Annotated in this window: 14 protein-coding genes; 3 read left to right on the top strand and 11 right to left on the bottom strand. The window is 39.4% G+C overall.

The annotated features are described in order from the left end of the window. Nucleotides 1–3 precede the first annotated feature (3 nt). Together AAEZ22_RS15035 and AAEZ22_RS15030 are read right to left on the bottom strand one after the other, a co-directional pair. Nucleotides 4–2,124 carry a TonB-dependent siderophore receptor gene (locus AAEZ22_RS15035; RefSeq protein WP_352297845.1) on the bottom strand — a complete coding sequence of 707 codons (2,121 nt, stop codon included), beginning with the start codon at nucleotides 2,122–2,124 and terminating at the stop codon, nucleotides 4–6. 205 nt (nucleotides 2,125–2,329) lie between these two features. Continuing rightward, nucleotides 2,330–3,499, bottom strand: coding sequence for a DcaP family trimeric outer membrane transporter (locus tag AAEZ22_RS15030; RefSeq protein ID WP_086997396.1), 1,170 nt, complete (start codon nucleotides 3,497–3,499; stop codon nucleotides 2,330–2,332). A gap of 413 nt (nucleotides 3,500–3,912) precedes the next feature. Between AAEZ22_RS15030 and acs the strand changes: the two genes are divergently transcribed. From acs to AAEZ22_RS15015, 3 genes are all read left to right on the top strand, one after another. Then, nucleotides 3,913–5,853, top strand: coding sequence for an acetate--CoA ligase (gene acs, locus AAEZ22_RS15025; protein ID WP_011327395.1), 1,941 nt, complete (start codon nucleotides 3,913–3,915; stop codon nucleotides 5,851–5,853). 97 nt (nucleotides 5,854–5,950) lie between these two features. Next, entirely contained in the window at nucleotides 5,951–6,601 is a 651-nt protein-coding gene (locus AAEZ22_RS15020; RefSeq protein ID WP_011327396.1) for a LuxR C-terminal-related transcriptional regulator, read from the top strand. 149 nt (nucleotides 6,602–6,750) lie between these two features. Then, entirely contained in the window at nucleotides 6,751–8,352 is a 1,602-nt protein-coding gene (locus AAEZ22_RS15015) for an AbgT family transporter (protein WP_179808083.1), read from the top strand. Nucleotides 8,353–8,425: 73 nt separating this feature from the next. Here AAEZ22_RS15015 and purU read toward each other — a convergent pair whose 3' ends face one another. From purU to AAEZ22_RS14970, 9 genes are all read right to left on the bottom strand, one after another. Continuing rightward, nucleotides 8,426–9,256: a formyltetrahydrofolate deformylase gene (gene purU, locus AAEZ22_RS15010; RefSeq protein WP_011327398.1), complete on the bottom strand. Its 831-nt coding sequence runs from the start codon at nucleotides 9,254–9,256 to the stop codon at nucleotides 8,426–8,428. A 204-nt stretch (nucleotides 9,257–9,460) separates the two neighbouring features. Next, nucleotides 9,461–11,350, bottom strand: a complete 1,890-nt coding sequence (locus AAEZ22_RS15005) for a hypothetical protein (RefSeq protein WP_089367837.1) — start codon at nucleotides 11,348–11,350, stop codon at nucleotides 9,461–9,463. Between the two features lie 133 nt (nucleotides 11,351–11,483). Continuing rightward, nucleotides 11,484–12,848 (bottom strand): exopolysaccharide Pel transporter PelG, encoded by a 1,365-nt coding sequence (gene pelG, locus AAEZ22_RS15000; protein WP_350544633.1) that lies wholly within the window; start codon nucleotides 12,846–12,848, stop codon nucleotides 11,484–11,486. Beyond that, nucleotides 12,836–14,353: a GT4 family glycosyltransferase PelF gene (pelF, locus tag AAEZ22_RS14995; protein ID WP_182677755.1), complete on the bottom strand. Its 1,518-nt coding sequence runs from the start codon at nucleotides 14,351–14,353 to the stop codon at nucleotides 12,836–12,838. Before pelF ends, pelG begins: the two co-directional genes overlap by 13 nt. Then, nucleotides 14,346–15,329 carry a HEAT repeat domain-containing protein gene (locus AAEZ22_RS14990; RefSeq protein WP_011327402.1) on the bottom strand — a complete coding sequence of 328 codons (984 nt, stop codon included), beginning with the start codon at nucleotides 15,327–15,329 and terminating at the stop codon, nucleotides 14,346–14,348. The genes pelF and AAEZ22_RS14990 overlap by 8 nt, the downstream gene beginning before the upstream one ends. Then, complete coding sequence (locus AAEZ22_RS14985) at nucleotides 15,322–16,623, bottom strand: PelD GGDEF domain-containing protein (protein WP_352297839.1); 1,302 nt, start codon at nucleotides 16,621–16,623, stop codon at nucleotides 15,322–15,324. The genes AAEZ22_RS14990 and AAEZ22_RS14985 overlap by 8 nt, the downstream gene beginning before the upstream one ends. Further along, nucleotides 16,620–17,135, bottom strand: a complete 516-nt coding sequence (locus AAEZ22_RS14980; protein WP_011327404.1) for a hypothetical protein — start codon at nucleotides 17,133–17,135, stop codon at nucleotides 16,620–16,622. The genes AAEZ22_RS14985 and AAEZ22_RS14980 overlap by 4 nt, the downstream gene beginning before the upstream one ends. 14 nt (nucleotides 17,136–17,149) lie before the next feature. Then, on the bottom strand, nucleotides 17,150–20,431 hold the full coding sequence (locus AAEZ22_RS14975) for a tetratricopeptide repeat protein (protein WP_352297834.1): 3,282 nt from the start codon (nucleotides 20,429–20,431) through the stop codon (nucleotides 17,150–17,152). A 2-nt stretch (nucleotides 20,432–20,433) separates the two neighbouring features. Further along, on the bottom strand, nucleotides 20,434–23,145 hold the full coding sequence (locus AAEZ22_RS14970) for a bifunctional glycoside hydrolase/polysaccharide deacetylase family protein (RefSeq protein ID WP_352297831.1): 2,712 nt from the start codon (nucleotides 23,143–23,145) through the stop codon (nucleotides 20,434–20,436). Between the last annotated feature and the right edge of the window lie 316 nt (nucleotides 23,146–23,461).

Raw genomic sequence — 23,461 nt, 5'->3', positions numbered from 1 at the left:
AATTTACAACTGCCAATTTACAGATAGAGCGTAGTTACGCGGTGCACCATAGTAACCTTGAGCCCAATATAAGCTGTGTAAGTATTTTTCACCTGTGGTGTTATTAATATTAAAAGTAACGCCTATATTTTCACTCAATTTATAAGTTGCCATTAAATCAAGTAATCCGTAGGCATCTTGCTTTGTAGTCACGCTTGCGATTTTGTTAGTATCTTGGACTTGGACTCGGCTTGTTGAATCTTGCCAGCGATAATTTGCACCAAACGATAAACCATCAATGAAAGGAACTTGATAGATTGCTGCCACCTTGAGTTGATTCTCAGGGGTGTAATCTTTTACTGTGTCATCGCCATCAATGCTTAAATTACTAAAGCTAATGCTTGCACTCAAGTCATCTGTAAACTTACCGCTTAGCTCTACTTCAAAACCATTACTGTTAATACCATCCGCTGCGTAGTAACGAGTATCGTCGGGTAATGAGTTAGGTATAGCGATAGCAAGGCCATCTTGTTTTGTATCAAAGTAAGCAAGTGTTACAAAAATTTGCTCGTCTAAAAACTGGGCTTTAACACCTAGTTCGCTACTTTTACCTGTAATAGGTGCAAGTTGGTTGGCATTTATATCAAGCTCCTTTTGCGGCACAAATGTTTCTGTGTAGCTTGCATAAGCCGATAAAGATTCGTTAAAGTCATACACAGTGCCAATGTAGGGTATTAGCTGTGAATCACTTTGTGTTTGCGCAATGCCATAAGCTGTGCCTGTTGTTTTCCAATCAGTGTAACGCACGCCAGCTAGTAGGCTTAAAGGTTCGCTTAATTTGATACGAGTAGAAATATAAGCAGATTTTTGCTCGTTAGTTATATTGCTACCATTTACACTATCTGTAAGAGTTGCTTGTGGTATTACGCCATCCCACGTTTTAAGTGACGGCATTGCCGGAAAACCATTCCCTGTGGTGTAATCGTAAAGAGATTGCTCGGTGTAATCCATTTTTGCTTGGCTAACACCCAATGACAAGTCGTGCTCTTGGCCAAATAAATCAAATTTACCACTCGCATATAGATCAAATAAATCGTGCTTATCGCTATAATCATAACGGCTTGCGTAACCGATTAAGCCAAGTTCGGTGTCTTTATCAGGGGTACCGTATACATAAAATAATTCAGAGTCTTGCTCGTTTTCAACATGAGCGTAACGCGCTTTTGCCACCCATGTTGCTGATAAATTTTGTTCAAGCGTTACATATACTTGCTCGGCACTGTTATCCCAGTAAGACCAGTCAGCCGCGGTGCTAGTTGATTCGTCATAGTCTGTTGGAGTGCCATCGGTATAATAAAGTGGTAGTGCACCCCAAAGCGGGCTATCGGCATCTTTTTGTTGATTAACGTAGTTAACACTTAGCAGGGTGTTATCGGTTAACTTTCCCTCGTAGGCTAAATAAATAACGGTTTTATCTGTTTCGTAGCGATCTAGATATGAGTCGGCTTTTTGTTTGGTAAATACAGCTCTAACAGCATGATCTTCATTAATAGGCGTTGATACATCTAAATCTAAGCGTTTTTTATTCCATGAACCGTACGAAACAGATGCATTAGCTTGGGTTGTGTAAGTTGGTTTTTTTAGCACCATATTTACAGTAGCAGAAGGGTTACCTGTACCTGTCATTAAACCATTCGCGCCACGAACTATTTCTACACGGTCGTAAATTGAGGTATCAAGGCTGCCTTGAATTGATCCCGAGCTTTGTGGAATACCTAAACCATTAACTTGAAAATTTGTAATATCAAAGCCACGGGCTTTAAAATAAGTACGATCGGTTTCTATTTGCTCTACCGTTACACCCGGCGTGCTTTCTAGCACTGCGTTTATATCATCGAGTGAAAAATCATCCATTAAAGCGCGAGAAACAACTGAAATAGACTGCGGAGTTTCTTTTATGGTTAAACCTAGTTTGGTTGCCGATTGTGCTTCTTCGGTAATATAGTTTTTATGATGTTGACCATACACAGCAATCTTTTCAATTTGCTGCTCGCTTTTATCGTTTTTTGCAAATGCATGCGTAGATAAAATTAAAGATGTAATAAGGCTTAGTTTAGATAAACGCAAAACTTTAGAGGACGACATGGTGTTTTCCAAAAGGTTCAAAAATAAAGCGCTTAACTTAATCTAAATGATATTGATTTGCAATTGCGTTATTGGTTTTTATTTATAACAATTTGTACTATCGGGATTAATAAAGAGTGATGAAGTTGATAAAACAGATGAGACTTATAAATTAATTAACAAAAAAAAGCGGCCAAAGCCGCTCAAGGAAGTAAACTATGTACGCTTAAAATGCATACTTAACCGAGAATTGTAAACGGTCCATATCGCCATCGTTACCGCTTTCAAGCTCGCGCTCGGCATGCTTGAACTCAGCACCAAAAGTTAAGCGTTTAACTGGTGAGTATAAAATGTTAGCACTGTAGCTTTGGCTTGATTTAGTTGGATCGCCTGTAAGAGCGAGTAAATCTGTATTGTTATCAGCACTGAAAAATGAATATAAGAAAGTTGAACGCCATTGGCTGTTCCACTTATGCTGATACGCTACAAAGCCAGAGGTTGAATCAATAGCATCTAAATCATCGCCATTGAGTACTGCACCATGGGCTACATTAACACCAACATAACGGCCTAAGCCTTTACCTTGTGTAAGCATAAACTTAAAGTTGTCTTCGCCTAGTTTAACCATACCCGATGCACTAACACCAAATGAAGTTTCATCGGCATCAATAGCACCTACTTTATAAGTAAGTTGACGGGCAAGTGCAGCAACTACTAAATTACCCCAGTCAGCTTTATGGGTATAACGTGCAGTAAAGTCAGGAAGTGAAGCATCGTCGGTTACAGCCATACCGCCGCCAGCAGTAGTAATGGTGCTTTCTGGGTTTTCTAATGAGAAAGACCAAGCGCCAGTAGTGTATTTAACTTGAGTTTGGCGTACAAACACTGTGCCCTCTGCTGGGCCTATAAAATCAAGTGCTTCAGGTAGTGCGCCAACGTTTTGAAAGTTAGACCATGTTTGGCCAAATAACCAACCATCGTAGCTAATAAATGCATGACGTACACGTGGAGCGTAAGAGTTAGATACACGCTCGTTACCACCAGGGGCAGAAGCTAAAAAGTCGATTTCAATTTTGGTGTTAATGGTTTTGCCATTATCAAGTAATGTGGCTGTACCAAAGTTAAAACGAGATTCACGGGCATGCATATCAAATACAGCGTCAGAGCTATTGTCTGGGCCTACAGTCACTGTGCTCGGTACATAAAAGTCACGACCCACGTTAGTGCCCGCTGGTGCGCCTGCAGAATAGTCACTCCACATAGCATCTAATTTAATATATCCGCCGTAAGTAAATTCAGTATCTCCAACTTTTGCTGCAGTGGCTGCATAAGCTGTGCTTGAAAGTGCACATAGTACAGCACTTGCTGCAAGTGTTTTTAATGGGGTAAATTTCATTGTTGCGTCCTTTATAGGCTACGTGTTGATTATTGCTTTTTATTTAGAGTGTATTAATAGCGTGAGTATTACTTACGAATAAAAGTTAATTTAAAGATTTTTTATTCGTTAAATAAAAATTAAAGCTAATTAATGCAAATATTATAATACTTAGGTGAAACACTTTTAAATATGTACACTATTTACTCAATCATCTATTAGTCTATAAGACTAAGGTGTAATGATTACAATGTGATTATTTACTTACATTTAACATCATGTATTATTTATGTAAAAGTAATAAATAGCGCAGCGATTATAAACAACAAATTAGTAATTAGAATAGCTTTACAACTAAGGTCTAATACTTAATAGCGCATTGCTGAGTAATCCTTGAGAAAAGCCTAAGGCAAGTAATTTAAATGGAGACCAAGATGTCAAAAAATATCTATCCAGTTCCTACGCATATTAAAAACACAGCTCTCGTCGATAACGATAAATATAATAAAATGTATAAACACTCGATTGATGATCCACAAAGTTTTTGGGCTGAACACGGTAAGCGCCTTGATTGGTTTACTCCTTATTCTAAAGTAAAAAACACCACCTTTGATAAAGGCCACATAAATATTAAGTGGTATGAAGATGGCTACCTTAATGCATCGTATAACTGTATTGACCGCCACTTAAAAACAAAAGCCAATAAAGTAGCGCTTATATGGGAGGGCGATAACCCATCGCAAAGCGAGCATATTACTTATCAAAAATTACATGATGAAGTAGCAAAGTTTGCTAATGGTTTAAAAAAGCTGGGCGTACAAAAAGGTGATCGCGTCGCTATTTATATGCCAATGAGCCCACAAGCTATTTACGCAATGCAAGGGTGTGCACGTATTGGTGCTATTCACTCAGTTATATTTGGTGGTTTTTCACCCTCTGCGATTGCCGATCGTATTAAGGATTCGGGCGCAAAAGTGGTTATTACTTCAGACGAAGGACGCCGTGCTGGTAACTGCGTGCCACTTAAAGCAAACGTTGACGAAGCTGTGTTGCAAGAGTCTGTAACAAGTATAGAGCATGTTATTGTGCACCAACTTACCGGTGGCGATGTTGATTGGCACGACCATGATATATGGTGGCACGATTTAGTAGCAGACGAAGAGCCTGTGTGCGAGCCTGAGGTAATGAACGCTGAAGACCCGTTATTTATTTTATACACCTCAGGGTCAACAGGTCAGCCAAAAGGAGTGGTGCATACCACGGGTGGTTATTTAGTTTATGCATCGATGACGCACGAATATATATTTGATGTAAAAGAGGACGATGTTTTTTGGTGTAGCGCCGATGTAGGTTGGATCACCGGGCACAGTTATATTGCTTATGGTCCGCTGGTAAATGGTTGTACCCAAGTTGTATTTGAAGGTGTACCTACTTACCCAACCGCAGGGCGTATGGGCGAAGTTGTTGATAAACACGGTGTTACTATTTTATATACCGCGCCTACCGCTATTCGTGCCTTAATGGCAAAAGGCGATGAGCCTGTAGCGTCATCTCATCGTAATAGTTTACGAATTTTAGGATCGGTTGGTGAGCCAATTAACCCTGAAGCATGGAATTGGTATTACGAACAAATAGGTAAGTCAAATTGCCCTATCGTTGATACCTGGTGGCAAACAGAAACGGGTGGCATTATGATCACCCCATTACCAGGTGCTACCGATTTAAAACCAGGCTCTGCAACGCGTCCATTTTTTGGTATTGCGCCGGCAATATTTGACGCTGAGGGTAATACGCTTGAAGGTGAAGCTGATGGTAACTTAGTTATTTTAGATAGCTGGCCATCGCAAGCACGTACTATTTATGGCGATCATGAACGTTTTGAACAAACTTACTTTTCTACCTACCCAGGTGTGTATTTTTGTGGCGATGGCTGTCGTCGTGACGAAGATGGTTATTATTGGATCACTGGTCGCGTAGATGATGTACTTAATATTTCGGGGCATCGTTTAGGCACTGCTGAAATAGAAAGCGCACTGGTTGCACACCCAGCAGTAGCTGAAGCCGCTGTAGTAGGTTATCCGCATGACATTAAAGGCCAAGGTATTTATGTTTACATTACCCCTAACGAAGGTATAACGGTAAGCGATGAGTTAACCAAAGAAATTCGTAACTGGGTTCGTAAAGAGTTAAGCCCAATTGCGTCACCCGATATGATTCAGTGGTCACCAGGGTTACCAAAAACGCGTTCTGGTAAAATAATGCGTCGAATTTTACGTAAAATTGCGGCCAACGAGCACGAACAACTAGGTGATACATCAACACTTGCCGATCCATCTGTGGTTGATGAGTTAATTGAAAATCGATTAAATCGTTAAATGCGCGTTAAAAGCTTGATTACAAGTTGATTCTAAACGTAGTATATCGGCTGTGCTCTACTAGATAGGGCACAGCCGAATTTATTAGGAGTGAACCATGAGTCAGTTTTTAATAGCGGACGACCATCCGTTATTTCGTGAAGCACTAAAGGGTGCACTAACTGTAAAATTTGACGATTTAGAAGTATTTGAATCATCTGATTTTGACAGTACATTGCAGGTGTTAAGCGAGCAAGAAGATCTTGATATATTACTGCTGGATTTACACATGCCAGGTAATGGTGATTTATACGGCCTTATTCGTATTAGAGAAGACTATCCTAGTTTACCTATTGCGGTAGTTTCGGGAAGTGAAGACGCTAATATTGTATCTAAAGTAATGGGTTACGGCGCAATGGGGTTTATTCCTAAGTCATCATCATCAGATGATATTGCCAATGCAATTAATCAAATACTCGAAGGCGATACTTGGTTACCAACAGAATTAAAAAATAAAGTCGCCGAAATTCAAGGCGAAGACCGAGAAATTGCAGCGCAAGTTGCCTCACTTACCCCACAACAATACCGTGTTTTACAATACCTGCACGAAGGTTTGCTAAATAAGCAAATAGCGTATGAGTTACATATTTCAGAAGCCACTGTAAAAGCGCATATTACCGCCATATTTAGAAAGCTTGGCGTATATAACCGCACACAAGCGGTATTAATTGCTGCAAAACTACAATTAGCACCTATAGAGCAAATATAAAACCATGCATAGAATAGAGGCACAAAGCCTCTTTTTTAGTCTTATTTACGCTTATATACGCAATTATCACAAGCCATTCACCTTTATTACATGATCTCCTATAAAAATAATGCTAGCTTACGGGCATTTTATAATTAAGAGAACATGGTATGTCAGACTCTTTAGACTCCAAGGCCCAAAGTAGTAATGAAAGCGCAAATAAAGGCTGGTTTAACCGCTTTTTAGCCGGCGTAGAATTTTTAGGCAATATGCTACCGCATCCCATCACCTTATTTGCAATATTTTGTATCGTAATTGTTGTATTTAGTGGAGTGGCGGATTGGTTTGGCCTAAGTGCAATCGATCCTCGACCTGAGGGCTCGCCTGGGCGCGAACCCGATGGTGTTATTGAAGTAGTGAGCTTGCTTAGTGCCGAGGGATTACAGCGTATTGTAACTGGCTTGGTAACTAACTTTACCAGCTTTGCCCCACTGGGCACGGTACTGGTAGCTTTACTTGGTGTGAGTGTTGCTGAGCACTCTGGACTGCTGTCGGCAGCAATGCGCGGCATGGTAATGGGTGCATCAAAGCGGTTAGTGACCTTTATGGTGGTGTTTGCCGCTATTTTATCTAATACCGCCTCTGAGCTGGGCTATGTGGTACTTATTCCATTAGCTGCAATGATATTCCATAGTTTAGGGCGTCATCCATTAGCGGGCTTAGCAGCGGCGTTTGCTGGGGTGTCGGGTGGTTATAGTGCTAACTTATTATTAGGCACAATAGATCCCTTACTGGCAGGCATTACCACACCTGCGGCACAAATGATCGACCCAACTTACCAAGTAGGCGCAGAAGCTAACTGGTATTTTATGATGGTGTCGGTGTTTTTAATTGCGATTTTAGGCACCCTAGTTACTGAAAAAATTGTTGAACCACGTTTAGGTAAATATAATCCTGAAGAGGCCAGTGCTGATCTTGCACAAAATAATATTGCCGCGTTAACGGCCAAAGAAAAGTCGGGTTTAAAGTGGGCAGGGGTATCGCTATTAGTTGTATCGCTACTACTTGCCTGGACCATAGTGCCAGCCGATGGCATTTTACGTAACCCCGAAACCGGATTAGTAGCCCACTCGCCCTTTTTGAAAGGCATAGTGGTGTTTATTTTTGTAACCTTTGGTATTCCGGGCTTTGTATATGGGCGCGTTGTTGGCACCATGAAAAACGACAAAGACGTAATTAATGCGATGAGCAAAAGTATGAGCTCAATGGGCATGTATATTGTACTAGTGTTTTTTGCTGCACAATTTGTCGCGTTTTTTAAATGGACCAATTTAGGCACTATTTTAGCAATTAACGGTGCTGCATTACTGCAAGCTTTAAACTTAACTGGTCCCGAAGTTTTTGTATTATTTATATTAATGTGTGCGTTGGTTAACTTAAGCTTAGGGTCGTCTTCGGCGCAATGGGCTGTTACCGCGCCTATTTTTGTACCTATGCTAATGTTAGTTGGTTACGCGCCAGAGACCATTCAGGCGGCTTATCGTATAGGTGACTCGGTTACTAACTTAATAACGCCAATGATGAGCTATTTTGGCTTGATCCTCGCTGTCGCTGCTAAGTACAAAAAAGATATGGGTATAGGCACACTAGTAGCCACTATGCTGCCATACAGTATGATATTTTTTGTTGGTTGGGTTATTTTGTTTTATTTATGGGTATTTGTATTGGGTATGCCAGTAGGGCCAGGATCACCCACTTATTACACGCCTTAATAGTATCTGGGTAATACAATAAGTATTATTTAATAGTTTAAAAATGCCAGCATAATTTGCTGGCATTTTTGTTTTACGAAAACACCACGGTTTTATTACCGTTAATAAATAGCTTATGCTCAGAGGCAAGTTGTAGCGCTTTACAAAATACTGTTTTTTCTACATCTTTCCCCATATTGGCCATCATTTTTGCAGTTTCTGCGTGGGTTACAGGCGTAACATCTTGCAAAATAATAGGCCCTTCGTCTAACTCGTTATTGACAAAGTGAGCTGTGGCTCCAATGATTTTTACGCCACGTTCAAATGCTTGGTGATAAGGTTTTGCACCAATAAAAGCGGGTAAGAACGAGTGATGAATATTAATAATTTTGCCCTCAAAGCGTTGTACAAACTCAGGGCTTAAAATACGCATATATTTAGCTAAACCAATAATGTCAGGGTTATAGCTGGCAATTAAATCGCCTACTTGTTGATCGTGCTCGCTGCGCGTTAATCCCTCATGAGAGATAACATGAAAAGGGACATTAAGCCCTTTAGCAAGCGGCTCTAAAATAGGGTAGTTTGCTATAACGGCTTGCACTTCAATATTTAGCGCTTGTTCGAATTGCTTTAATAATACGCCACCTAAGCAATGTGCTTCTTTAGTAGCAAGTAACACAACTTTGGTTTTTGTACCATTGTGTAAAGCCACTTTAGCGTCTGCAGGTAGTATTTCGCGTAGTAGTGGTAAAAAGTTACTCTGTGGCTCACCAGTGAGCTCTGTACGCATAAAAAAGCGTTTAGCGTCTTTGTCTACAAATTCATTATTACGTGTAATATTTAAATTATGCTGGTGGCAAAGCCCGGTGATTTTGGCTATTAGCCCTACATCATCGGCGCATTGTGTGGTTAGTATGTAGCTCATTCTCTCATTCTTACCCAATTATAGATTGCTTTATTATTTGCGTTTTAGCGCATAAAGCAAGGGCTTTGTGTGTTGTTACAAGGTTTAATTTAGAACAAGCATGACATTAAAGTGAGCAAAGTTAACTGGGGTTTAAAAAGGTATAGTTGCTGTTAAAAATGCCACTGATTGCCAGTGGCATTGATATATAATTAAGTTACCGTGTTATGACTTGGTTTCTGAGGCTAAATCATCTTGTTGTCTGATAAAGCCGGCGGCTTCTTCATCATTTTTTGTAATTGCGCTTTGTTGTGTTGGCATAGCGCGTGTTTGCTGATTAAGCTGATGAATTTGCGACGCGTTACCTAAATCACGCTCACTGGTAATTGAGGCTATTGACTCACGATCTTTTAAGAACGCAATCACATCGTTTTTAATTGCTTGTAACTGACCTTCGTCTTTGTGCATTTCCATAATATGGCGTGGATGCTCAAGATTTTTCATACCTGTTGCTGCAAAAGTGGTGGTTACTATTCGCGAAACAATAACCCAAGGGGTAATGCTGCTACGTACTAAGGTGTTTTCAGAGCGAGTGCTGTCGTGAATACCTGTACCGGTTGATATTTTAGACTCAGTAAATGTACCTTCACATTTAAAATAGACCAGAAGTGATTCAAATTGCATTTCAGCAAAAAACAAATGTGCATTGCTACTTAATAGCTGAGCAAAGGCTTTAATTAATACACCTATCAGTAATAAGTGTACGCTTGCCATTACTAGCTCGCTGATAGGTGAAATATGACGATTATTAAGTGCTTGCTCTATTGAATTGATATTTGCGCTATCAATATAACGATAAATATCGATGAAAGAGTAGGCTAATAATACCGTGAAAATAAGCGCGATTAAATACAGAAAATTACCACTAAGTAGCGCCAATAATCTAGCCATACTAAAACCTTTACCTAAATCTAGCTCATGTAGTTTAGGTTGTATTTCTTGAATTATTTCTCCTTTAAAGCCGCCTTTACCTTCTACTTGCTCTTGCAGTTGTGGGTTGAGCTCGCGGTATACGCGATTAGGCACTTCTTTATAACGACGGTTAGCCATTACTAGGTTATCTAAATTAATAAAAATTTCAGTAGGGTGTACAGATTCTTGCCAGTTTTCGCGCAGCTCAGATACCTCAGTGCTTGGTGTTATGGTATTTAATCGTGCTTTTAACATAGTAAAAACCAGTGCGCAGCTCAAGGTGGCTAAAATAATAATAGCGACTAAATACATACCCGCGTGTAGGTTGGGTAATTGTTCAAACCAAACATCTATTTGCGCTTTACTAATGTGTTGTTCTTGCATTAACCACGACATAGAAAGGCCAATAATAATGGGTAAAATAAACGATAGCGAAATAATTTTAGCCAGTGCACCACCACCAAGTGGTTCAATTTCTCTTGCAGCATTGCGAGTGGTTGGTTTACCTGCCGAGCGCCATGAGAACAATACATAAAACATTAAAATGCTACTGTATATGGGAAATGCTAATTCGCCTGCTTCACCGGTAAAGCCCGACAAAGATACAAAAGCTACCAGTCCATACGCAATAAGTGCCACAAAGGTACTTACCCATGAGCCAAATAATTGCTGGGCAATATTACGCATCGGGTAGGGTAAAAACATTAGTTTAGGAATAAGGCTATGCAACAAGCGAGATAAAAAGCCTTTAGGCTCTTTAAAAGTAATATTTTTACGACCCATAAGCATTTCTTCTAGTTCTTGGTCGTTATAGGCAACTTCTTTTTTTTCTTCTTTTGCGGTAGAGCTTTGCGATTTACTGTAGTTATAAGCCAGAGACGTAGGGTGATTACGGCCAACAAAGTATTTTAGTGTGGCATAAATACCTGCTGAGAGTGAAGCAATGCCAAACCCTAAAATAATCATCCCAAAAAGCATCAAGATCCACCCAGCAGTTGCATCTTCTTTAACTAACCCTGCAGCAACAACAAGCAGCGTAATGCCGGTAATTGACTCTATAACACCTCTTAGTGCGGTTACTTTACCTTCAAGCTTGAAGGGGTTTTTAAGTCCAAGATCAATCGATCCATAATCAAAAGCCATTGAATATTCCTTTATAAAAGAATTTTATTGGGAGAAATAAGTGTAATAATCAATTTATGTTTATTACACTTATTTATTAGTTTTAGCATTATAAGCTTGGTTTAAGCAAATAGCCTGAAATGTTAAGCGTTTATTATTGCAGCATAAAGGTTTCGTATTCTAAATCTTCAAACTGTTTAGATAACCAAAACAAACCCACAACCGAGCTAATAATAGTTGCAAATGCAAAGCCATAGCCATAAAACTGTGGTCCAAGTGCAACCGATAAATAGGTAAAAACAACATTTACGACTAAAAATATTGCAGCGAGTACCAGCACAGTAAAACGTTTATCTAAATAAAATAAAATATTGAGTATTGATAAAAAGATAACCTGTACACCCACACCCACTACATCGATAAATAATAAGGTTTTGTAGTTAGGATCTATGCCTATAAAAGTGAGTGTTTGCTCACCCCAAAGTAATAAGCAAGCTACAGTAATACCCTGAATTTTAAATATATCGTATAAACCACCTTGAGCAGTTTGTATCATATTATCTTTTAATAAATAAATTTCATTTAAAGAGGCACCTTCGCGTATTGCAGTGTAAAAACGGTCGTACTCCTCTACAAAGTCGGTTTCCATTCTTACTAAAAACACGGCCATACCAGGAATAATAGACAAGTAGGCTAAAAATATGGGTAAGTCGTAAATAGGACTTGCCCTGAGAGTGCCGATAATTTCTATTGAAGTACTAGGAGAGTACCAAAAAATAATTTTATCAGCCCAAACACCTATATTGTAAAACAAGCCACAAAAGAACAGGCTGTAATACACTTTTTTATTATTTAAAAAATCAAAGCTAATTAACTTATCACCAGGGTAGCGGCGAATAATCATAAATAAAAAGCTAAAAAATAACAGCGCTTCGCCAGCAAAAAAAGCAAAAAACAATCCATCTAATTGCCAATCTCTTAGTAAGTATGCCAGTAATACCATAAAAGAATAGCCACTAAGCATAGTAACTAAAATGAGCCGGTACTCTTTCATACCTGATAAAAATATAGCCCCGAGCCACTGATTACATAAGCCGACAAATGCACCTAAAATAATTAATTTAGTCACTACTGGCAGTGGCAATAATGGCCACACAGCAAGGCCAACGAGTAACGCAGCTATGGTGGTAACTAATTGCGCGCCAAGTAGATTAGGCAGTATTTGACCACCATCTTTAGTAAAAAGTAGGTCGGCAATAAAACGCGTTAATAATAGCTGTAAGCCGCCAGTTAAAATAAGCGAGGCGGCCATCATGTAGGTAACTAAGGTTAAAAATTGAATGATCAGTACTTTTGGTAGCACAATGCCCAAGCTTAAAATACCAATAAGCATTAAAGCAATAATAGATAGTAACCAAGGGCCTGAGCCAATTAATCCAGCGTAGCCGTAAGCTTCAAATACTGAAAGCAGGGTGTTTTTTTTGAGAATCTTACGTATCTCAAAACCTATTCCGGCCATGCCATTGTATCCTTATAAAGTTTATCGTAACGAGCAAACATATGGCTCTCATCATAAAATTTTTGTACCCGTTCAAGGCCACTTTTTTGATATTCGCGCCATCTTTGCTCGTTTTGCAATATATTTACTATTTGCTGAGCAGTGTCGCTAGGTGAGGCTATTGCTACCACTTCGCCAGCTTTGCCAAAGGCTTTGTCTTGTGCGGTTGCGCCTTCTATTATTTCGCGGCAAGAACCTACATCACTGGCTAATACAGGCACGCCAGCTGCCATTGCTTCTAGTAGTACCAAAGGCTGCGCCTCAGATATTGAGGTGAGTGCTACAACGCCTAACTTAGGCAGTATTTCAGCAATGTTTTGCATGCCTAAAAATTTCACATTGTCGATTAAGTCTAAGCTGTCGACCAATAACTGGCATTCTTGATAATATTTTGGATCTTCCTCAAAAGGGCCAATTATCCAGCCCTCTAGGGTGGGTATAATAGATTGTGCTTCTTTAATTGCGCGTATAAAGGTTTTTATATCCTTAATAGGCACAACACGACCAATTAAACCTACTACCATTGGCGTTTTTTCTGGGCGTTGTAACAGGGCTTGTTTAAAACGCACTGTTTTAATGCCATTAGGTACCACAAGCGTTTTTGCCGGCTCTGCGCCATCTTTAATTTGGCGTTGCATATTACCATCGTATAAAGAAATAATTTTAGTCGCTTGCTGGTACGTTGTACGGCCAATTTGCTCAAAAAAGTTGATCCACATACGCCGAATAAAGCCCATTTCGGTATTTAAATTTTTACCTAAGCTCTGCTCCGAATCTTTGATCCAGCTTGCTTGAATTAAATCAATTTTACGCTCTTTTGTGTATATACCATGCTCGGTAAGTAAAAAAGGCGTACCACTTATTGCACTGGCGCCAGAGCCTAAAATACCGGCGTAGCCTGTTGATATAGAATGAATTAGTTTAACTTTTGGCAGGCCCCTAGCAATTTCTGCTATTTTAAATAACGGCTTATATAAATTACGATATGACCAAAAAAAGTCGATAAATGACGATTCATCACAATAGCTTAAATAGTATTTTGAAAGGACTTGCCAAGATGACTCACTATATAAAAAATCGGCTGCATTAATGCCATCTTTTTTGCCGAGTGTTTCAAAAGCAAATTTTAATAACTCAGTGGGTATAGGGTCGTTACAGTCACGAAAGTAGCTTTGCAGCTGTTGCCAAAAATCAAACAGTTCTTGCTTGTATTTAGTGCCATGCTTCGCTTTTATTTCAGTGGTATTATTTTCAATTAAATAATGAACATGTAATTTAGTCACATTATCAGGTAGCTGGTATTGAATTTCGCCGTAGTGCTCAGGTGCTCCACCCAAAAATACCAACTCAAAATTATAATGTGGTAAGCCTTCAATTATTTGATGCACCCAACTTGATACGCCACCGCGTACATATGGGTAGGTACCTTCTAAAAGTAGTAATATGTCAGCATTCTTTTCAGCCATGCCAGTACTCCTGTAAATGGCGTAGTTCGCTACCTTCAGGTTGTTTAGGGAGCTCATTTAAATAGCGCTTACAATCATCTAATAGGCCCATGTAAAAAGCGACTTCAGCTTTATATGGCAATACATGGCGCTGCGCCATGCCAAATTCTGTAGCGTGTGTTAAGTGCGTTAGTGCTTGCGGGTATTTGTTTAGCGATAAACAAATACGGCCTAATAACACAAAGGTAGCAGGGGCTTTTACATGCTCAACACTTTGCAGAGCCAGTAGCTCTGCTTTTTCTAGTACGTAGGATTTTAGCGCGCCTTGGGCTAAGCCTAAATAACTTAGCTCCCAGTACAGCTCAGCTAGTTGCCCTTGCAATTTACCTAGTTCGGGTTGCGTGCTTGTTAAGGTGATTTCTTGCTGATATTGGCTTATTTTTTCGTTTATTTTAGTTTCTTTACCATCCAGTGTTGAATAAGCAAGTAAACGAATATCATCTTCTAGATCTTTAAGTGCAAGTTTTAAAATAGGAATAGCGCGTGCGTCACTCATGTGACGTGCAGACATTACAGCACTTAAACGCTTATTAGGCTCACTGGCGTGTTTTAAAATAGCTTTTAAGCCACCAATAGAATAAGACGGATTTGCCGAAGTCATTTTAGCTTCAAAGGGAAGGGCTGGGATTTTATGTTCTTCTATTTCAATGTCGTCATTTTTGATTGGTTTACATAGGGCAAAGCTTAATGCAAATACAACACCTATAATGCCAAGTATGGGCAGTGAAAGCAGTAATAAAAATAAAAACAAAACACTGCTAAATGGGGTTGTTTTGTATTTTACAGGAATGAGTGTATAGCTAATAAAAGCATAAAAAAGGCTAGCTAATGCATGGAGTAAAGTAACAATTAGCCAGTTGGGAGTGTCGAGTATTTGCAGTAATGCAAAATACTCGCATATACACCCTAAGATGGCTGCAATGATAATTTTAATCATGAAATGCGACCAATCTTTTTAAATCGTCATTATTAATAGGCAATGCTATTTGTTGCTCGATAACAATACCTAAATCAGTTAGATTTTTGCCAGTACGTCCTTTGCTCCAACTATTTAAGCGGGCAATGAATCCTGTTTTTTCAAGTTCATCAGCCAAAGGCATAAGTAGCAGTAATGTTTGTTTTTCGTTGTTATACAAATAAATGTCTAAACCACGGCGGGCTTCGCTTAAATATTTCATAAGTTGACGCGATTCAGGATTAATATTTGTAGCTGTTATTTTTAATAAATGCGATGGGATTTTATAGCGTTTAGCCTCTTTATTTGCACGTTTTACGTGTTTAATAAAGTAGGGCGCTTCATTGGCTTGCATTACCGGATTAGTTATTTCGTGACGGAGTAAGTCACCAATGTGTCCAGCCATAACAGCAAGCAAGGTAAGTGTGGTGTTTTTAAGAGCAAAAAATTGCACTTTTTCGACTAATATAACCCCATAAACTGTGTCGCTAATATCTGTAATTGGAATCGCAATATGGTACTGACTTACACCTAAAGAGGCTTTTACGTCTTTTACCGATACTAATTCGTTTTCTGCAAACATAGCACTGACTAGCGGATCTGACATGGATACTGTATTCATTTTACCAATAGCAGCAAGTGGCGGATCTACAATGATGTTGTTTTCAACCTTGTATATACCCGCTTTTTCTAATGTTCCGTATTCAACAAATAAATTTAAAATACTTTGTGCGGCTTTATCTAAACACCTTTCTTCTAGTTGCCCAATAGATTCTCTTACTGCTTGTAGCGATTCTCTTAAACTAAGCGTATGGCCAGCGAGCACTTGCTCAAGGCGATCATGCGAGGAGCTAATAAGATGATATTGACGGGTAAACACCTCTAATCGTTCGGTTACATATTCTAATTGAATAGTTTGCCTTTGATTGGTGCGATCCCATACATCTCTAAACTCGCCAGTGACCATAATGACAATAACATAACCTAAAATAGCGTTAATATTAAAGTCACTTTGGGGCGTTAAAATATCTGTTTCTACAAGCAGCAGTTGGCCAATAAGCAAACTTAGTATGCTAATAAAGCCTTTTGAAAAGCCGTAACGTAATGCTACCAGCAGAGGGCCTAAAACCGGCCACGAAAACCCACCTTGCGTCCAAAAGGGATCCGCTGTGTTAAACAGCACGGGTAGCACTAAAGCCAGCGCGGTAAATATAAATACCTCAGCCCATATCTGTAGCTCAGGAACCTCTCTTGGGCGAAAGAAATGTGTTTTCACTCACTAACCTCTATGTAAGATAGTAAATCGGCTATGACATCTTGGGCTACCGCAGCAATGCTATCTCGTCCCCAACCACTTTTAGCAATTGTGCCAGTCCATAGTGGAGTTGTTTGGCCGCTAGCCGTTAATGATAGAGTTAAAGCAACCACAGGTTCGCCGTCAAGTCCTGCTTTATAACGCCACTCTTCAATGCTACCACTTATAATATAATCAGCTTGTTGCGTGCTTAGCCACTGCATTGCGTTATTTACACGGTATTGATCGTCTAGCGGTGGTAGTTCTTTATTGTTAGTGCGTGGCGCACGAATTAAAGTAGGTAGCTTATTTTGCTGCCAAATACTGGCTAAAATATCCTCTGCGCGCTCACCAGCAAGCGGTGTTTGTGCATGATTTACAAGTGGTAATAATGCCACTGTTGTTGTTGCTCTAAGCTCAACATCATCAGCCACATGGCTGGTTGTACAAGCTGATAAAACTAATACCAAACACGGTATAACTAAACGAAACATAATCTCTCCTAACATTAAAAATGTACGTAATATCCTAATTGTAATTGTGTATCTGAGTTACCCACTTTATTACTACTTTGATAACCCAGCTGTAATCTAAATAAATCATCGCCTAAAATAGACCAACCCGCACCACTTGAAACTGAAATATCTATGGTGTCGTTAAGGGTTTGATAGCCTGTACTGATGTCAAATAACCACGAAGGGCTAGCGCCTAAATAAGGTGGCTCTAGTGATCCTGTAGATGCAAATGAAGTGCCTAGGGCTAAACGCCTAAAAGGCTGAAGATCGATTGGCAATAAATTAGCTTCATTATTAATAAAGGTATTTACAGAGTCAAAATCTTGCCATTGCGCGCTAAAGTAGGCGCTCCATACAGGGCGGTCTTTTAAAATGTTGTATTGGTATCGGGCATTGTATTCTTGCCCGCTTACTATGCTGCTGTTATCACTTCTACGTGAAAAAGACAGCGCAGAACCAGAAAGTTGCACGCTTTGTCTGCCATCAATATTGTAGTTTATATATGCGGTGGCTTTATCTAATTGGGCAAAACTTAATAGTGTTTCAGATTGGCGGTTTTCTACATTATGCTCAAGCTTTAAACCTACTTGAGTACGCGAATCCCATTGGTAACGCGTATCTAAACTAAGCCCTTGACGACTCGCTAATGTGCCTTGGTGAGTATCAATTTTGGCATCAAAATACCATCGGCCCCAAGTCATTTTATCTTCGATGGCGAACAGTAAGCCATTATTGTTAAGGTTTTGCTGGCTACTAACACTTAATTTCCATTGGCCTTTTGCATAGGGAAAGTACACGTTTACATCATATTGACTGCTGTTTAAGCCCGCCTCAGGCGAAAAGTTTACCTCAAGCGCTCTAAAATAAGCATTTCGTGCGTTGCGTAATAAACTAGTTTGCGCCTCTGTAGGCTCATTTGTTAACGTTTCATACCAACGCTGCATGGTGGCATAAGGTTGTTTTAAATACAGCAATGCATTTAATTGATCAAGCTCACTTAAAGTGTTTTCAGTGAGCTGTTGCTCAACGTTATTAAATTCACCGTTAATCATATTTAACTGCAGAGTTTGCCAAGGCGCTAAGTTTTTTGCTGCTCGTCTGGCCAGCCACCAATTTGCAACAGGCTCACTAATAGTGTCGGGTGCAAGTTCATCCATAGTGTTAAATTGCATTAAATGCGGCACTGCCATAGCGCCCGCCCAGCGGTACATTAGCCCTCGGTAAGCGTATTTATCTTTAGGTAAATGCTGCAATAGGTAATGATGTAGTTCTGTGGCATTGGCGTTATAGCCAAGCAGCTGTAAAACGTCGGCTAAATTAACTAAAGTGGTTAAATCTTTTGGGTTACTTATAGCTAATTGGCGTAAATAAAAGTATGCACTGTTATACGATTTTTCATAAATAGATAAACTAGCTAAAAGTTGCGCCCAATTATAAGAAGGCTCAGTTTGCGAATAGTTAGCTAGTATACGTTTTATCATTATGGTGTCGTGCATTTGCAGCGCTAACCAGCCTTGGGCAAGGACTACATCAGGGTTATATTCACTAAGTTTTGCCGTTCTGTTAAGAGTGGTGTAAGCAGAATTTAAATCGTTTTGATTTTGATACCAATTCGACAGTAAAGACCATGCTGGATAAAGCTGTTTATTGTAGCGCTGTTTTTCAAGTTCGTTGTGTACGCGAGCAATAGAGTCAGCGTCGCCAAGTTGCACGCTCAGTTGCGTAACTTGAATAAGCTGCCTATCACTCAGTGGTGCTTGTTGCCATAGGTACTCAAGCAAGCCTTTGGCGTTACCCTCAAAGCGCAATTGCTGATACTGTTGCATGTCACCAACACTCAGTGGGCTAATTTCTTTTAATTGCTCATAGGCATATAGTTCTTCTTTTTTATTTTGCAGCCTTAACGCCATATCAACACGGGCACTCCAAAACTCATCGTCGGTGCTTTGTTGTTTTTGCTGCAAAATAGTGAGCGCAGTTTTATAGTCTTCTGCAAGCCAAAATGCGCGTGCCAGCCATAATAAATCTTCTTCGTTTTTAGGGCCTTTATAGCTAGGCCATAATGCTCTTAACCCATTTAAGTTACCGGTATCGTGCAATACTTTTGCTTTCCAATATTGCGACAGTAAGCTTTTGCCATTAATTTGCTCAAAACGCTCTATATTATTGAGCTCTTGCTCTGGGTTGCCAAAAAACTCATTAGTTTGCATCCAACGAACGAAACCCTTATCTGAGAGCTGTCTATTTTGCGCTTTATATTGAAAAATATCGTTGGCGTCTTGGTACAAATATAACGCCACGGCGTCATTAATGCTGTCGGTTAGCATGGCAACGTTAACTGCATGGTTGGCCATTAGCCATTTAAATTCTACAAGTGCTTGCTCTGGCTTATTTAGCCAACGTTTCATTTTCCAGTTAAGCAAACGTAGCTCTTTATCGTTTGGATTATTGATTAATAGCTGTGTTAATAATTGCTCAGCACCTAGGGTGTTACCATCGGCTAGGCGCAAATACATTGCCTTAGTTAGATATTCGTTATTATTTGGCTCTTGCTTGAGTAAGTTTTCGATAGCACTGGCGGCATCTTGGGTATTACCGGCTAGGTTAGCTAAATAAAGGGTGCGTTTGATATTTGTGCTATCGCCATATGTTTTCCACCAGGCATAGGCTTGCTCAGGGTTATTTGCTCCCAGTGCAGTGGTTATGGCTTTAGGCGCAATATCTGCATTAATATTATTTTTATATATTGCGAGTGCTTTTGCAGGCTCCCCTGCACTCAACCAGTAATCGGCAGCGAGTAAGGGGTGTGCATTTTGCTGATAGTAAAGTGCCACTTTAGCATGTAAACCAAGGGCTTTAGCTATGTTAAGTATTTGCTCGTCCCAGTTTTTTAGCGCACCTACTTTTAACGATAGCTCCTCAAATCGGTCATCTTTCTTTGCATCATTTGCTAACCATAAAGCGTACATTAACTGAATTTCAAGTAGTGATTTTTTATCGCTTTTAGGTAGTTTTTCAAGCTCACTAGTGGCAGCTGCATATTCACTGAGTTTTATGTGCAGTTCAATTAGCTTTGCACGTAACTTTTCATTATTAGGATCGGTACTAAGCGCAGCATTTAAATACGATTTTTCAAAGGTGTAATCTTGCGATAAAGCTTCTTTTTCAAAAAACAAAGTACGCGGAAATAACGCATAAAGTGCAAAACAACTCACGGCTAATATAACTAAAATTGTTTTTAAAGAAATTAACTGAGGGCGTTTTTTATTAGTCATTATTAAACCCCTGCGTTGCAGTTAAGATAACCAAAAAAGTCACCTGCTGGTATTTTAAATTGTGTAATATCGCCGCGTGTAAGGCCTTTGTATCGCTCACCTAAATGAGAAACAAATACGCAAGCACCTGCATTGATTAAATCAAGCGTTGCCGGTACCCAAGCCGTAAAGCTTACTGGGCCATTTACTTGCCAATTATCAATAATGACATTAGCAGAGGCTAAATAGGGGGCTTTATTTTCTTTACTATGATCAAAACTAAGTTGTGCAATATTATTCACTACATGCACATAGTCACCTTTTTGGGTAACTCCAGCCACGCCACTACTTTGGGAAATATTTGGCATGTCAAAAACATCTGGAACGCGTAGGGTTTTAATATCTTTAGAGCTAAATAACCATTGGCCATCGCTATTTTTTGCTAAGGCTGAAAAGTAAAAGTCTTTTGCTACTTTAGCGTAATGACTTAAATGCACTGGGGTGTTTGGTCTTGCCAAAACATAATCAATATTATGCTTTAGTGCATCAAGACCGGCAGGGACTTCACCCGAGTAAAAATGAAAATATATAGTGTAGGGTTTTAATCTGTATGGTTTTTCGGTTATTTCGAAGGTTTCGGTTAAGCGTTTAAAACCGTAATAAGGGCCATGCCATAAGTTTGTGTATACGTTTTCATTTAATATTGGCGCGTAAATTTGATACAACAAATCGCGCTCAGGTCGGCCAATAGGCGATACATGCGTTAGGCTTGGGTTATCTGCATTTACGTCGGTATTACCGCCATTTACATTAAGCACTCCGGCATCACGTGCCAACTCAAGTGCTTTAGGCCCTGGGGTTGCATCGCCTGACCATAGCATAATCACAGTTTTTTTATTTGCTGGGGCTAGTTTGTCATTTATATATTTAATGGAATCGGTAATTTCTTTTTCTAAACTAATGGTGTTGTAGCCGGGTATATCTAGCTTTAAACCATAATCAGTATCTTCCTCGTCTATATCTTTACGCCCGGCAAGTGCCGTCCAAAAATATGGATGGCTGTAAGTATGCGAAGCAATTTCAACATAAGGAAGTTTAAATATATCCCGAGCAATGCGCTCAAGCTTAGGGCTCATTTTTGAGTGTAAACCGCCGGGCTCAATATCGGCTTGAATAATCGATGAGGTTAAAGGTAATTTATAGTGCTTAATTATTTTGTCGAGAATGACCTCGGCTGAATAAGGCTTTTTTGCAAAATGCGCAACACTGGTGAACCCATCGCCATCTATATGTATGGTTAACATGCGCCGACCACTTTGTGTGGTGGTGTCGGGTACTAAAATAGGTTCCAGGCCCATTGCTTTTGTGAGTAAGGTACGAGGATCTATTACCCACTTGCTACCTTCCATAGGTAAGGTGTCTATTAACCATGGAGCCACTACTAGCGCACCATATTTAGTTTTAGTGCCTTGTACTAGCGATGTGCCATCGGCTGCTTTTATACTAATCAGCGCTTTTGAATTAGCGGCTAATTTAAGAAAGTACGGGTTAGTTACAACTGGCGGTATGCTTGATTCACCTTTTAGCCAAGGGGTAAAACTCTCCAGCTCATAAGGGCCTAAAGGTGTAACATCTAACGGCTCGGCTCCAAGGCTCAACATTAACTTATTTGCTGATGAGGGGAGTTCACCTAAAATTAGTTCAGGCACTACGCCTAAGTTTGCTTCAAGCCAATTAGTAATAGTTGGTGTGTAAAAGGTATCAAAACTAGTCCACGAGATAATGCCGGCGTGCAAGCTTGGGTCAACTACAGGTAGAGCGCGTTTGGCTACATTAATATAATCGGGAATATAACCTAAATACTCAATCATAGTAGCAAGCTTTAAGTGTACTGTAGTGTATATAAGCGGTTCAATATTACTGTTGTACGGAATTAAGATACGACGTGGAACTGGGGCTATATTAGATGTTCCCCATGTTTGTAAGTGGCCATCAGTTACCCAAGGAGTATAACCGGCATTAATTATTTTTTGCGCCATAGCAAGGCGTTGCTTAGGTTTTGCATAATCAATTACTTGTACATTAAAACCAAGGTCTTGCGCTTTATGAAGTTGAGCATTTAACCATGCTTGATCATTTTTATTGGTTAACTTATAGCTGTTATCTAGCGGGTTAAAGTGGCTAAATAACCCTTCAGCAACCAGATCGTTAGCTCTACCTTTAAGTTGCGGTAAAAGCTCAAAACCACGATTAAGAATGAGTTGTTTATTAAAGGTGTTTGATAACTGCTCTATAATAAAAACTAAACCCGCTTGCTGGGCGCTTTTATTATGTTTTTTGTCTAATAGCTGGTAGCTATCAAGGGTATCTAAAAATAAGCCATTAAAGCCACGTGCCTTTAGTGATAGCGCACTATTTTGTATATGCTGTTGCCACTGCGCTGCAGTTAAGTCGCTAATATGGCTATTCCAATTAGGATTAACAGTAAGTGAAGACTCACTTTTTGAAAACGACTCGCCAACACTTAAATAAGCATAAACAGCAATATTACGCTGTTTGAGCCAGTTCAGCTCGTGCTTGGTTATTAGCTCGGGTTGCACTACTACACGCGAATAAAAAGTCATTTCAGCTAAGGGCATAGGTGCAGAGTAATAAAAAGCGATACTATTATTAGTCTCAGGTTTAGCAGTTACATTTGCGGTGATAAATAGCAGTATAAAAAATAAATACTTCATTAACCCTTCGTTTTAATTAATAAATAGCCAAGGTGCAATTAAAATAATTGTACCTGATTTGTTATAGGAGTTTAGTATTAATATTTTAATTATATGTTACAAAAAGCAAAAAAACTAAACAAATTTAAATTGTTTATATTGTAAGTAGTATTTTATGTTGTGCTTGCTCATCGTTGCGGCAATTAATTAAATATTTTACCTGTATTAGGTGTTTTACTTACTTTAAAAGCTATTAATTATACTAGGGGCTGTTGATCTTTGTAGTACATATATCAATCAGCCCACATTGGTAGCCACATCATAGTAAATGCTAAAG

Source organism: Pseudoalteromonas sp. 20-MNA-CIBAN-0454, assembly GCF_040308685.1.
GTDB lineage: Bacteria > Pseudomonadota > Gammaproteobacteria > Enterobacterales > Alteromonadaceae > Pseudoalteromonas > Pseudoalteromonas nigrifaciens.
The sequence above is the reverse complement of the archived record's forward strand: the minus strand, read 5'-3'. Positions and strand labels throughout refer to the sequence as shown.

Bases quoted from the DNA above. Each gene is read 5' to 3' on its own strand.
- AAEZ22_RS15005 (WP_089367837.1), bottom strand. From the start codon at position 11,350: ATGGCTTTTGATTATGGATCGATTGATCTTGGACTTAAAAACCCCTTC.
- AAEZ22_RS15020 (WP_011327396.1), top strand. From the start codon at position 5,951: ATGAGTCAGTTTTTAATAGCGGACGACCATCCGTTATTTCGTGAAGCA.
- AAEZ22_RS15035 (WP_352297845.1), bottom strand. From the start codon at position 2,124: ATGTCGTCCTCTAAAGTTTTGCGTTTATCTAAACTAAGCCTTATTACA.
- AAEZ22_RS14990 (WP_011327402.1), bottom strand. From the start codon at position 15,329: ATGATTAAAATTATCATTGCAGCCATCTTAGGGTGTATATGCGAGTAT.
- AAEZ22_RS14970 (WP_352297831.1), bottom strand. From the start codon at position 23,145: ATGAAGTATTTATTTTTTATACTGCTATTTATCACCGCAAATGTAACT.
- AAEZ22_RS14980 (WP_011327404.1), bottom strand. From the start codon at position 17,135: ATGTTTCGTTTAGTTATACCGTGTTTGGTATTAGTTTTATCAGCTTGT.
- acs (WP_011327395.1), top strand. From the start codon at position 3,913: ATGTCAAAAAATATCTATCCAGTTCCTACGCATATTAAAAACACAGCT.
- pelF (WP_182677755.1), bottom strand. From the start codon at position 14,353: ATGGCTGAAAAGAATGCTGACATATTACTACTTTTAGAAGGTACCTAC.
- pelG (WP_350544633.1), bottom strand. From the start codon at position 12,848: ATGGCCGGAATAGGTTTTGAGATACGTAAGATTCTCAAAAAAAACACC.
- AAEZ22_RS14975 (WP_352297834.1), bottom strand. From the start codon at position 20,431: ATGACTAATAAAAAACGCCCTCAGTTAATTTCTTTAAAAACAATTTTA.
- purU (WP_011327398.1), bottom strand. From the start codon at position 9,256: ATGAGCTACATACTAACCACACAATGCGCCGATGATGTAGGGCTAATA.
- AAEZ22_RS15030 (WP_086997396.1), bottom strand. From the start codon at position 3,499: ATGAAATTTACCCCATTAAAAACACTTGCAGCAAGTGCTGTACTATGT.
- AAEZ22_RS15015 (WP_179808083.1), top strand. From the start codon at position 6,751: ATGTCAGACTCTTTAGACTCCAAGGCCCAAAGTAGTAATGAAAGCGCA.